The 11,618-nt window shown below is 69.4% G+C and carries 11 protein-coding genes; 5 read left to right on the top strand and 6 right to left on the bottom strand.

All coding sequences use genetic code 11. The features are described 5' to 3' along the window. Window positions 1-45 precede the first annotated feature (45 nt). From JI746_RS17790 to JI746_RS17770, 5 genes are all read right to left on the bottom strand, one after another. Window positions 46-501: a hypothetical protein gene (locus JI746_RS17790; protein ID WP_201691406.1), complete on the bottom strand. Its 456-nt coding sequence runs from the start codon at window positions 499-501 to the stop codon at window positions 46-48. A gap of 89 nt (window positions 502-590) precedes the next feature. Further along, window positions 591-2,102 (bottom strand): tripartite tricarboxylate transporter permease, encoded by a 1,512-nt coding sequence (locus JI746_RS17785; protein WP_201691405.1) that lies wholly within the window; start codon window positions 2,100-2,102, stop codon window positions 591-593. Window positions 2,103-2,115: 13 nt separating this feature from the next. Beyond that, the gene (locus JI746_RS17780; protein WP_201691404.1) at window positions 2,116-2,604 is read right to left on the bottom strand and encodes a tripartite tricarboxylate transporter TctB family protein; all 489 of its coding nucleotides are present in this window, start codon (window positions 2,602-2,604) and stop codon (window positions 2,116-2,118) included. A 134-nt stretch (window positions 2,605-2,738) separates the two neighbouring features. Continuing rightward, window positions 2,739-4,529, bottom strand: coding sequence for a GspE/PulE family protein (locus tag JI746_RS17775; protein WP_201691403.1), 1,791 nt, complete (start codon window positions 4,527-4,529; stop codon window positions 2,739-2,741). Window positions 4,530-4,718: 189 nt separating this feature from the next. Further along, window positions 4,719-5,474: a class I SAM-dependent methyltransferase gene (locus JI746_RS17770; RefSeq protein ID WP_201691402.1), complete on the bottom strand. Its 756-nt coding sequence runs from the start codon at window positions 5,472-5,474 to the stop codon at window positions 4,719-4,721. Between the two features lie 193 nt (window positions 5,475-5,667). Here JI746_RS17770 and JI746_RS17765 point away from each other — a divergent pair, with 193 nt between their 5' ends. Continuing rightward, window positions 5,668-6,522, top strand: a complete 855-nt coding sequence (locus JI746_RS17765) for a hypothetical protein (RefSeq protein ID WP_201691401.1) — start codon at window positions 5,668-5,670, stop codon at window positions 6,520-6,522. Here the strand turns inward: JI746_RS17765 and JI746_RS17760 are convergent. Then, window positions 6,519-7,349, bottom strand: a complete 831-nt coding sequence (locus JI746_RS17760) for a TatD family hydrolase (protein WP_236599934.1) — start codon at window positions 7,347-7,349, stop codon at window positions 6,519-6,521. The two genes, JI746_RS17765 and JI746_RS17760, sit on opposite strands and share 4 nt — an antisense overlap. Before the next feature lie 136 nt (window positions 7,350-7,485). On the opposite strand from JI746_RS17760, the gene JI746_RS17755 reads away from it, so the two are divergent. The 4 genes from JI746_RS17755 to JI746_RS17740 all read left to right on the top strand — a co-directional run bounded on the left by JI746_RS17755 (window position 7,486) and on the right by JI746_RS17740 (window position 11,613). Next, entirely contained in the window at window positions 7,486-8,481 is a 996-nt protein-coding gene (locus tag JI746_RS17755) for a S1C family serine protease (RefSeq protein WP_201691398.1), read from the top strand. 97 nt (window positions 8,482-8,578) lie between these two features. After that, a complete protein-coding gene (locus JI746_RS17750) occupies window positions 8,579-9,586 on the top strand; it encodes an AAA family ATPase (protein WP_201691397.1) in 1,008 nt (335 codons plus the stop codon). Beyond that, window positions 9,567-10,556: a DUF58 domain-containing protein gene (locus JI746_RS17745; RefSeq protein ID WP_201691395.1), complete on the top strand. Its 990-nt coding sequence runs from the start codon at window positions 9,567-9,569 to the stop codon at window positions 10,554-10,556. Before JI746_RS17750 ends, JI746_RS17745 begins: the two co-directional genes overlap by 20 nt. 16 nt (window positions 10,557-10,572) lie before the next feature. Continuing rightward, window positions 10,573-11,613: a VWA domain-containing protein gene (locus JI746_RS17740; protein WP_201691393.1), complete on the top strand. Its 1,041-nt coding sequence runs from the start codon at window positions 10,573-10,575 to the stop codon at window positions 11,611-11,613. Window positions 11,614-11,618 lie beyond the last annotated feature (5 nt).

Genomic DNA, 11,618 nt, shown 5'->3' with positions numbered 1-11,618 from the left:
GGACGCGGCCATTGTCGCGGAAAGCCGAGTCGGCCTTCCGCCGCCTCAGTAGTCCGCGGTGCGCCCCGTGGGAACGCCCCAACGGAGCAGCATCCAGCGCCACTTGGAGACGGCGCGGAACGATTGCGTCCGGCCGGTCGCATCGTGCGTGGCCTGCCCGTGCTCCAGCGACAGCGTGATGGTCCGCGGCGCATCGGCGCTGGGCGGGCAGGTCCAGTTGCGGCCGTCCTCGATGCGGCAATCGATGAAGCGGCCGGACGGCTCGTTCTTGCCGGGCGTCCAGAACAGCACTTCCTTGCGCCGCGGCAGCGCGCGGAAGCGGAAGCGGCCGCTCGCCGCGAGCGCGCCGGTGCAGGTGTCGCCGCGCCACTCGCCGTTGTTGCAGGCCACCGTGTAGATGGTCGACTCGCCCTGGATCGTCACGAAGTCGGTCACCCAGGCCCAGGCCCCCAGCAGGACGATGATCGGGGAGAACAGGATGGAAACGGTCGAGGTACGCACGATGGCCCGCATGCTAGCGTCAGCCGGGCCGTCGGGGGAAAAAAAGAACGGCCCTGAAGGGCCGTTCCGTTGCGGTGCGGGGACGCGCGTCAGTCCTCGACGAAGGCTTCCTCGCGCTTGCTCTTGACCGCGGGCAGCGCCACGATGATCACCAGCAGGGCGGCGGCGGCGAGCAGGCCGGCGGACAGCGGGCGCGTGACCAGCACGCTCCAGTCGCCGCGCGACAGCAGCAGGGCGCGCCGCAGGTTCTCCTCCATCATCGGGCCGAGGATGAATCCGAGCAGCAGCGGCGCCGGTTCGCACCCCAGCTTGATGAACATGTAGCCCACCACGCCGAAGATCGCGACCATCCAGATGTCGAACACGTTGTTGTTCGTGGAGTACACGCCGATGGCGCAGAACAGCACGATCGAGGGGAACAGCCAGCGATAGGGCACCGTGAGCAGCTTGATCCACATGCCGATCAGCGGCAGGTTCAGGATCACCAGCATCGCGTTGCCGAGCCACATGGAAGCGATCAGGCCCCAGAACAGCTGCGGGTTGCTGGTCATCACCTGCGGGCCCGGCTGGATGTTGTGGATCGTCATGGCGCCCACCATCAGCGCCATCACCGCGTTGGGCGGGATGCCCAGCGTCAGCAGCGGGATGAAGGAGGTCTGCGAGCCGGCGTTGTTGGCCGATTCGGGCGCCGCGACGCCGCGGATGTTGCCCTTGCCGAAGGGCACTTCGCCCGGGTGCAGCTTGGTCTTCTTTTCCACCGTGTAGGCGGCGAAGGCGGACAGCAGGGCGCCGCCACCGGGCAGGATGCCCAGCGCCGAGCCGAGCGCGGTGCCGCGCAGCACGGCCGGCAGCATGCGCTTGAAGTCCTCCTTGGTGGGCATCAGGCCGTGCACCTTGCTGGTGAAGACCTCGCGATGCTCATCGCTCTTGCCCAGGTTGCTGATGATTTCGCCGTAGCCGAACACGCCCATGGCCAGCGTGATGAAGCCGATGCCGTCGGTGAGTTCGGGGATGTCGAACGAGAAGCGGGCGACGCCGGAGTTCACGTCCGTGCCCACCAGCCCCAGCAGCAGGCCCAGCACGATCATGGCGATGGCCTTGACCAGCGAGCCGGAAGCCAGCACCACGGCGCCGATCAGGCCCAGCACCATCAGCGAGAAGTATTCGGCCGGGCCGAACTTGAAAGCGACTTCGGTCAGCGGCGCGGCGAAGCCGGCCAGGATCAGGGTGCCCACGCAGCCGGCGAAGAAGGAGCCCAGGCCGGCGGCCGCGAGCGCTGGGCCGGCACGCCCCTGGCGCGCCATCTGGTAGCCGTCGATCACGGTCACCACCGAGGACGATTCGCCCGGCAGGTTGACCAGGATGGCGGTGGTGGAGCCGCCGTACTGCGCGCCGTAGTAGATGCCGGCCAGCATGATCAGGGCGGAGACCGGCGGCAGCGCGTAGGTGGCGGGCAGCAGCATGGCGATCGTGGCCACCGGGCCGACGCCGGGCAGCACGCCGATCAGCGTGCCGAGCAGGCAGCCGATGAAGCAGTAGAGGAGGTTGATCGGCGTGAAGGCGACGCCGAAACCGAGCGAGAGGTTGCTAATGAGGTCCATGTTGTTCTTCCTCTCAGCCGCTGATGAAGCTGGGCCAGACCGGGAACTGCAGCTTGAGCAGGACGATGAACGCGAGGTAGCTGCCAACCGCGAGCACCGTGGCGAGCACGGCCACTTCCTTCGTGTTGTGCTCCTCGCCGGCCAGGCTGGAGACGAAGGTGAGCGCGTAGATGGCCACGATCAGGCCCATGGCCGGCAGGCCGATCTTGGGCAGGCCGGCGAGCAGGATGCCGAAGATCAGGTTGGCGCCGATGATGAAGCCCAGAGGCTTCCAGGCCCACTTGCCGATCGGCTCGCCGTCCTCGGTCTCGACCACGAGCGCCTCGAACGTGATGAACACGCCGATCAGCGTGAGCAGGATGCCGAGCACCAGCGGGAAATACCCCGGGCCCATCCGGGCGCCTTCGCCGATCGTGTAGTTCGTGGCGCCCCACGCGAACGCGATGCCGACGCCCATGAACATGAGCCCGGACCAGAAATCCTTTTGGCTCTTGATTCTCATGTTGTCTCCTGAGACTTGGATTTGCGACCGGCGGATTGTGGAGGATCAAACGTGCCCCACTGATGTGGGTATCACCTACAACCCGTTACCCGCGGCCGGGCCTCGCCATCCGGCGAGCGGACGGTGCGCAGCTGTCACTCGAGCGACGGTGTCGCGGCCAGGACTTCCTCGAGCGTCGTCAGGCCCTCGGCCACGCGCAGCGCGCCCGCCAGCCGCAGTGGGCGCATGCCGTCGGCCACCGCTTGCCGGCGCAGCGCATGCATGGAGGGGTCGCGCGTCACCTGCTCCTTGAAGCCTTCGGTCACGGCCAGCAGTTCGTAGAGGCCCATGCGGCCGAGGAAGCCGGTCATGCGGCAGTCGACGCAGCCGACCGGCCGGTACGGCTGCCAGGTGCCGGTGATCTTCCAGGGCTTGACCACCTCGTCCAGCGCGCTGCGGGGTGACTCCGGGTCGGGGCTGCGGCACTGCCTGCACAGGGTGCGCACCAGGCGCTGGGCCAGCACGCCGACCAGCGTGGCGTTGATCAGGTAGGCCGGCACGCCGAGCTCCATCAGCCGGGTGACGGCCGAGGGCGCATCGTTGGTGTGCAGCGTGGAGAACACGAGGTGGCCGGTGAGCGCGGCCTGCACCGCCATGTCGGCCGTGGTGAGGTCGCGGATTTCGCCCACCATGATGATGTCGGGGTCCTGCCGCATCAGCGCACGCAGCCCTTCGGCGAAGCCGAAGTCGATCTGCGTCTGCACCTGCGTCTGGTTGAAGGAGGGCTCGATCATCTCGATCGGGTCCTCCACGGTGCTGACGTTCACCTCCTCGGTGGCGAGGCGCTTGAGCGTCGAATAGAGCGTGGTCGTCTTGCCGGACCCCGTCGGCCCGGTCACCAGCACGATGCCGTGGCCGCGCCGGACCAGCGCTTCCCAGCGCTGCGCGTCGTGCGGCGCGAAGCCCAGCGCGTCGAGGTCCTTCACCGCCGTGTCGGGATCGAAGATGCGCATCACCATCTTCTCGCCGAAGGCCGTGGGCAGCGTCGACAGGCGCATCTCGACCTCGTCGCCGCGCGGGTTGCGGGTCTTGATGCGGCCATCCTGCGGCCGGCGCTTTTCCACCACGTCCATGCGCCCGAGCAGCTTGATGCGGGCCGTCATCGCATTCAGCACCGCCGGCGGCATCTGGTAGACCGGGTGCAGCACGCCGTCGATCCGGAAGCGGATCACGCCCTGCTCGCGCCGCGGCTCCAGGTGGATGTCGCTGGCGCGCTGGTCGAAGGCGTACTGCCACAACCAGTCGACCACCTGGACCACGCCCTGGTCGTTGGCATCGAGCTGCTTGTTGGACTTGCCCAGTTCGACCAGCTGCTCGAAGCTGGCGGCGGTGGCGCTGCTGCCGGCCTTCTGGGCCGCGCGCACCGACTTGGCCAGCGCGAAGAATTCGGCCGTGTAGCGGGTGATCTCCTGCGGGTTGGAGACCACCCGGCGCACGCTGCGGCGCGACTGCCGCTCGACCTCGTCGACCCAGTCGGCGACGAAGGGTTCGGCCGTGGCGACGACGATCTCGTTGCCCGTGACCTGCACCGGCAGCACGCGATGGCGCTCGGCATAGGCGGCGCTCATCGTGTCGGCGACCTTGGCCACGTCCACCTTCAGCGGATCGATGCGCAGGTAGTCCATCTGCGCGCGGGCCGCCAGGTACTGCGTGAGCATCTCCAGGTCCAGCGGCTTGCCATCCGAGGCCCGCGTCATCGCGACCGCGGCCAGCCGCACGAGCGGATGCTGGGCGCTTTCGGCCTGCGAGCAGCGCGCGATGGTGCGCCGTGCTTCCTCGGGCGAGATCACGCCGTCCTCGCTGAGCCACTCCACCATCTGCCGCCACTGCAGCGGCCCGCGCGGCGGCGTGCGGGCGGAGATCTTCAGCTTGGGGTGCGCGCTCATGGGGGTGAATGGTAGCCGTGGGCGGTGGGGGGGGAAGGGCCGGGGAGAGATGAACGCAGAAGCCGCGAAAGCTACGCAAAAGCCGCAAAAGGACATCCCATGATGAATTTCTTTTTTGCGGTTTCTGCGTAGCTTTCGCGGCTTCTGCGTTCGGCTGTCCGGCTGTCCGGCTGTCCCGGCTGTCCGCCTTCATCCAGCCGGCTTGAACACCCGCAGCCATTTCCGCGCCGGCAGCCCCCAGCGGTCCGCGATCGCGTCGGCGCGCAGGGCCAGTTCGCCGCGCCGCGGGTGCACCGGCTCGCGCAGGGCCAGCACCACCGTGTTGCCTTCGCGCGTGGGCCGGAACGCCCACACCGCCTCCGCACCGAAGGCCGACTGGATGCGCGCCAGGCTGCGCTCGTAGCTGGAGGAACGGCCGAACAGGTTGACAGTCATGCAGCCATCCTCGGTCAGCAGGCCGCGGCAGTCGCGGTAGAACGCCTCGCTGTCCAGGACCGGGGCGGCCGCTTCGTGGTCGTACAGGTCCACCTGCAGCGCGTCGACCTGGCCGCGCCAGTGATCGTGCGCCACCACCTGCGCGGCGTCGCCCAGGATCACGGACAGGCGCGTGTCGTCCTTGGGCAGCTTGAACCACAGGCGGCAGGCGGCGACCACCTGCGGGTTCAGCTCGATGGCCGTCGTCTTCATGCGCAGCTTGCGGTGGCAGAACTTGGTGAGCGCGGCGGCGCCCAGCCCCAGCTGCATGGCGTGCCGCTTCGCCACCGACTGCGGCTCCACGAACAGCAGCCAGGCCATCATGCGCTGCACGTAGTCCAGGTCGATGTCGAAGGGCTCGTCCAGCCGCATGGAGCCCTGGATCCATTCGGTCCCGAGATGCAGGTAGCGGACGTCGCCGTGGTCGGAGAAGTTGACTTCGGGAAGTTGCAGGTTCGCTGTTCGGGCCACGGCGGCCGATTATCCGGGCGGCGGAGGCCCTGCCCGGCAACGATCGCGCACCGCCTGCGCGCACCACGGCCCCGGCCGTCGCGCGCAGCGGTCCGGATGCGGCGCGCCCCCGGCTCGCGTGCCGTATGTCACGCAGCCGGCCGCGCCAGGCGCCCCAGAATCCATCGCATCCGGGTTTCCCCTGAGTCCAGCGATGACCGAATACACGATGCCGACGCGCTCCGCCTCCTCGCTCGCGGCCGCCGCCCAGCAGGTGCTGCACGGCCTGGCCGGCCGGCGGGTGCCGCGCCTGGCCAGCGTGCGCGAGCGGTTGCAGGACGCCGAAGCGACCTGGACCCTGGGCGAACTGAACCGGGCCTTGCACGCCCTGCAGGACGCGAGCGCGGCGGTCGACTTCCTGCCCGCCCGCGGCCGCGCCTTCCCGTTCGCCGAGTTCCGGCGCCAGGCCGCGGCGCTCGCTGCGGCGGCGCAGCGGCTCGCCACCCTCGGCCTGCATTTCGTCGGCCGCCATGCCGCGGACGCCGCGCTCACGCGCCTGCTGTGGGCCGAAGTGCAGATGGAGTCCCGCTCCATCGACAAGCGGGCGCGCCAGGGCCTGCTCTGGCTGGGCGGCATGGAACAGGCCCTGGCCACGCGCCGGACGCCGGCGACGGCGGAGGTCTCGCGGCGCGCGCTGCAGGAGCTCGGCCGCCGGGGTGAGGCGCTGCAGGACAGGCTGCACCGGGTGCAGGGGCTGTGCGGCGCCGCGCGGGCCGCACGCAACCTGGGCGACCAGGTCCTGGCGCACCGCACGGCCTTGTGCAAGCTGCTGCACGAGGAGTTGCGCCCGGCGAGCCTGCAGTTGCAGCAGCGGCTGCAGGCGCTGCTGGACGGGGCGGACACGCAGCACCCCGAACCGGCGCAGCTGCTGGCCGCCATCGACGCCCGGCACGAGCTCGAAGTGGCGGCGACGCGCACGGTCGCCGAGCTGCAGCACCTGCAGTGCCTGCAGAACGAGCTTCACACCCAGCTCGCCTGGATGGCGCAGAAGGCCAGGCCGCTGGCCTAGTTTCCTGTCCCGGACGCCAGCAGCGCGGCCAGCCGCGGCAGCGCCTCGCCGGCATTGCGGGTGGTGGCGGCCGCCAGTTCGTCCACCGGCAGGCCGCGCAATTGCGCCAGCACGGCGCCGATGGCGGGGAGTTCGCCCGGCTCGTTGCGGCCCTGCGGCTGGCCAGCGGCGCGCTCCTCCGCCGTCCGGTACAGCCAGCGCGGCGGAATGTCGGGCGCGTCCGTCTCCAGCACCAGGGCCTCCAGCGGCAGTTCGCGCGCCAGCCGGCGGATCTGCAGCGCGCGCTCGTAGGTGACGGTGCCGCCGAAGCCGAGCCGCAAGCCGAGCTTCACGAATTCGTGCGCCTGCTGCAGGCTGCCGTTGAAGGCGTGGGCGATGCCGCCCACCGGCGTGCGCCGCAGCTCGCGCAGCAAGCCGTCGGCCGACCGGCGTACGTGCAGCAGCACCGGCAGCGCGTGCCGGCGCGCCAGCCGCAACTGCTCGCGGTAGAAATATTCCTGCTTCGCCGCATCCAGCCCCGGCACGAAATAGTCGAGGCCGATCTCGCCGACGGCGACCAGGCGCGGGTCGTCCCGGGCCGCCGCCAGGGCCCGGTCGAGCAGCGCCAGGTCCTCCTCGCCGGCCTCCCCCGTGCACAGCGGGTGGATGCCCAGGGCATAGCTGTCGGCATGGCGGTGCGCCAGGGCGCGCACCGCCTCGAAGTTGGCCGGCAGCACCGCCGGCAGCACGCAGTGCAGCACTCCCGCGGCGCGGGCCCGCTGCCGCACCGCATCGGTGTCTCGAGCGAACTCGCCGGCGTCGAGATGGCAGTGCGTATCTATCCACATAGAAGGGGTTTCCACATCCGGGATGATCATCGCGCAGGCCGTGCAGAGCCCCGAAAAGCGTGATACCGTGTGTTCACCGCCAGGGCTGCAACGGCGTGGCCCGCGGAGTCTTCACGGACAAGCCCAAGGATCACGGATGCGCAGGCCAGCCCTTTACAGTTCCAGCCGCCCTGCAAGGCCCGCGGCAGCCGACCATCCCGGTACGCCCGTGGACAACGCCGAGGCCCCGCCGGCGCCCGCGGCGCCCGTGCCCCGGCGCCGATTCGGCCTCGCTCCTTCCAGTCCCGCGCTCCTCTGGAGCGCGATCCTTCTGCTGGGCATCGCACTGGCCATGAGCCTGGCGCTGCGGCCCATGCCGCGCAAGCTCACGCAGGACGACATCAACGCCGCCGTGCTCAAGACGATGGAGACGCAGGTCATGCCGTCGGAGTACGCGCGGGCCTACGAGAACATCCGGCCCTCCGTCGTGCGCGTGGTGAGCTACGTCAAGAAGAGCCGGCTGAAGGATACGGAGGCGAAGCTCGCCGCCAAGACCGCCAAGCCGAAGCCGCTCGGCCCGGCGACCACCGACCAGACCGGCGACAGCGACGAGGTCGAGAACGGCGTGGGCACCGGCGTGGTGATCATCGACAAGGGCGTGATCCTCACCAACCTGCACGTGGTGCACGGCGCCGACCACGTCCGCGTGATCTTCTACGACGGGCTCGAAGCCGATGCCACCATCACCGGCGTGCAGGCCGAGAACGACCTCGCCGTGCTGCAGGCCAGCAAGATCCCCGACGACCTGATCGCCGCCACCATGCGCTCCACCAGCGACCTCGCCCCCGGCGACAAGGTGCTGGCCGTCGGCTTCCCGTTCGGCATCGGGCCCTCGGGTTCCGGCGGCGTGATCTCCGGGCTGGGCCGGGTGTTCCGCTCGCCCGAGGGCAAGCAGGAAATGAAGAACCTGATCCAGTTCGACGCCGCCGCCAACCCGGGCAACTCCGGGGGTCCGCTGGTCACGATGGATGGTGAAGTGGTGGGCATCGTCACCGCCATCCTCAACCCGACTTCCGCGCGCACGTTCATCGGCATCGGCTTCGCCGTGCCGATCGAGAACGCCGCCTCGGCCGCCGGACTGCCGCCCTTCTGAGGAAGGGCATCAACGCCATGACGAAATGCACCCCCGTCCTGTCATTCCGTCATTGGGTCATTCCGTCATTTCGTCATTCCCCAGGATCAGGAGCAGCATGACCGAACTTTCACGCACCGACAGCGCCACCGCGCAACTGATGGAACAGATCCTGTACGAGGTCAAGCGCGTCGTCGTCGGGCAGGACAGGTTCCTCGAACGCGTGATGGTCGCCATGCTGGCGCAGGGGCACCTGCTGGTCGAAGGCGTGCCGGGCCTGGCCAAGACGCTGACCGTGAAGACGCTGGCCAACACCATGCGCGGCCAGTTCAAGCGGATCCAGTTCACGCCCGACCTGGTGCCGGCCGACCTCGTGGGCACCCGCGTCTACAACCAGAAGACCAGCGAGTTCGCCACCTCCCTGGGCCCGGTGTTCGCCAACCTGCTTCTGGCCGACGAAATCAACCGCGCGCCGGCCAAGGTGCAGAGCGCGCTGCTCGAGGTGATGCAGGAACGCCAGGTCACGATCGCCGGCGAGTCGCACAAGGTGCCCAACCCCTTCCTCGTGATGGCGACGCAGAACCCGATCGAGACCGAGGGCACCTACCCGCTGCCCGAGGCCCAGGTCGACCGCTTCATGATGAAGGTGCTGGTGGACTACCCCACCGACGAAGAGGAATTCGTCATCGTGCAGCGCGTCACCGGTCCCTCGGTGGACGTCACGCCCGTCGCCACGACCGAGCAGCTCGCGCAGTTGCAGCGCGAGTGCCGCCAGGTCTACGTCGATCCCTCGCTGGTGCAGTACGCCGTCAAGCTCGTCTCGGCCACGCGCACGCCGGAGCGCCACGGCCTCAAGGAGCTGTCGCGCTTCATCACCTATGGCGCCAGCCCGCGCGCGACCATCAACCTCACCGAAGGCGCCCGCGCGCTCGCCATGCTGCGCGGCCGCGGCTATGCCCTGCCGGAAGACATGGTCGACCTCGTGCCCGACGTGCTGCGCCACCGCGTCGTGCTCTCGTACGAGGCGCTGTCCGAGGGCCTGAGCTCCGACGCCGTGGTGCAGAAGATCATGGCCAAGATCCCCCCGCCGGCCAAGCCGCTGGAACATGAAAAGCTGGTGGCGTAAGGGCCGCGAGGCCGCACCCGAGGCGCCGGCGCCGCTGGCGACGGCCGCGCACCACGCGGAGCACGTGCTGCGCCGCCTCGAGTGGAAGGTGATCCGCCGGCTCGATGGCCTGCTGCAGGGCGACTACCGCACGCTGCTGCGCGGCAGCGGGCTCGACCTGGCCGACCTGCGCGAATACCAGGTCTACGACGACGTCCGCCACATCGACTGGAACGTCACCGCGCGCATGCAGTCGCCCTACGTGCGCGTGTTCACCGAAGACCGCGAGATGTCGGCCTGGTTCCTGATGGACCTGAGCCCCTCGGTCGACTTCGGCTCCAGCGAACTGCGCAAGCACAACGTCTCCGCCGAGTTCGTCGCCGTGCTGGCACGCCTGCTCACGCGCCACGGCAACCGCGTCGGCGCCATGCTCTATGGCAGCGGGGTCGACACGGTGATCCCCACCCGCAGCGGCCGCCGCCACGTGTTGCACCTGCTGCACAAGATGCTGGACCGGCCGCCCCACGTCGAAGGCCAGGTCACGCGCCTGAAGGACCTGCTGGGCTCCGCCGCCAGCCTGATCAAGCGCCGCTCGACGGTCTACGTGGTGTCGGACTTCATCAGCGAGCCGGGGTGGGAACAGCCGCTGGCCCAGCTCGCCCAGCGCCACGAGGTGGTCGCGGTGCGCGTGCTCGATCCACTGGAGCTGGACCTGCCCGACCTCGGCCTGCTCACCCTGCGCGACGCCGAGACCGGCGAGCAGGTGGTGGTGGACACGCACGACGCGGGCTTTCGCAAGCGCTTCGCCCGCATCGCCGCGCAGCGCGAGTCGGAGCTGCGCGACGCGCTCACGCGCAGCAGCGTGGACGCGCTCGAACTGTCCACGGACGCCGACCTGGTCGACGCCATCGTGCGCTTCATCGAAATGCGCAAGCGCCGCAGCCAGCTGGCGGCTGGCAGCCTGCCCGCGCACCTGAAGCGCGTCGCCTGAATCCCGGAGATCCGCCATGCAATTCCTCTGGCCCCAGAACCTCTGGCTGCTGCTCGCCCTGCCGCTGCTGGTGGGCCTGTACGTGCTGCTGATGCGGCGCAAGAAGAAGATGGCGGTGCGCTATGCGTCGCTCACCTTCGTGAAGGAGGCCATGGGGCGCGGCCAGCAGGTGCGCCGGCACATACCGCCCGCGCTGTTCCTGCTGTCCATGGTTGCCCTGGTGCTGGCGGCGGCGCGCCCGGTGGCGGTAGTCACGCTGCCGTCCAACCAGCAGACCATCATCCTCGCCATGGACGTGTCGGGCAGCATGCGCGCCACCGACGTCCAGCCGAACCGGCTGGTCGCCGCGCAGAACGCCGCCAAGGCCTTCATCAACGAGCTGCCGCGTACCGTGAAGGTCGGCATCGTCGCCTTCGCCGGCTCGGCCCAGGTGGCGCAGCTGCCCACCACCAACCGCGAAGACCTGGTCACGGCCATCGACCGTTTCCAGCTCCAGCGCGCCACGGCCACCGGCAATGCCATCGTGATCTCGCTGGCCACGCTGTTCCCCGACCAGGGCATCGACCTCGAGTCGATGCAGAGCGGCCGCGAGCGCCAGCGCGGCCTGTCGCTCGACACCGAGAAGAAGCCGAAGAAGGAGTTCCAGCCGATCGCGCCGGGCTCGTATCCCTCCGCCGCGATCATCATGCTGACCGACGGCCAGCGCACCACCGGCGTCGACCCGCTGGATGCCGCCAAGATGGCGGCCGAACGCGGCGTGCGCGTCTACACGGTGGGCATCGGCACGGTGGATGGCGAGACGATCGGCTTCGAGGGCTGGTCGATGCGGGTGCGGCTGGACGAGGACACGCTCAAGCAGATCGCCAACAAGACCTCCGCCGAGTACTTCTATGCCGGCACCGCCCAGGACCTGCGCAAGGTCTACGAGGCGCTGAGCTCCAAGCTGACGGTGGAGAAGAAGGAAACCGAGATCTCGGCGCTGTTCGCCATGGCAGCGGCCTGCCTGGCGCTGTTGTCGGCGGGGCTGTCGCTGGTGTGGTTCAACCGGATCCTGTAATTGGC

Origin of the sequence: Ramlibacter alkalitolerans (assembly GCF_016722765.1) — a bacterium.
Classification (GTDB): domain Bacteria; phylum Pseudomonadota; class Gammaproteobacteria; order Burkholderiales; family Burkholderiaceae_C; genus Ramlibacter; species Ramlibacter alkalitolerans.
Note: the sequence above shows the minus strand (reverse complement) of the source record. Positions and strands in the feature narration are given on the sequence as shown.

Bases quoted from the DNA above. Each gene is read 5' to 3' on its own strand.
- JI746_RS17740 (WP_201691393.1), top strand. From the start codon at position 10,573: ATGCAATTCCTCTGGCCCCAGAACCTCTGGCTGCTGCTCGCCCTGCCG.
- JI746_RS17755 (WP_201691398.1), top strand. From the start codon at position 7,486: ATGCGCAGGCCAGCCCTTTACAGTTCCAGCCGCCCTGCAAGGCCCGCG.
- JI746_RS17780 (WP_201691404.1), bottom strand. From the start codon at position 2,604: ATGAGAATCAAGAGCCAAAAGGATTTCTGGTCCGGGCTCATGTTCATG.
- JI746_RS17775 (WP_201691403.1), bottom strand. From the start codon at position 4,529: ATGAGCGCGCACCCCAAGCTGAAGATCTCCGCCCGCACGCCGCCGCGC.
- JI746_RS17750 (WP_201691397.1), top strand. From the start codon at position 8,579: ATGACCGAACTTTCACGCACCGACAGCGCCACCGCGCAACTGATGGAA.
- JI746_RS17785 (WP_201691405.1), bottom strand. From the start codon at position 2,102: ATGGACCTCATTAGCAACCTCTCGCTCGGTTTCGGCGTCGCCTTCACG.
- JI746_RS17765 (WP_201691401.1), top strand. From the start codon at position 5,668: ATGACCGAATACACGATGCCGACGCGCTCCGCCTCCTCGCTCGCGGCC.
- JI746_RS17745 (WP_201691395.1), top strand. From the start codon at position 9,567: ATGAAAAGCTGGTGGCGTAAGGGCCGCGAGGCCGCACCCGAGGCGCCG.
- JI746_RS17760 (WP_236599934.1), bottom strand. From the start codon at position 7,349: ATGTGGATAGATACGCACTGCCATCTCGACGCCGGCGAGTTCGCTCGA.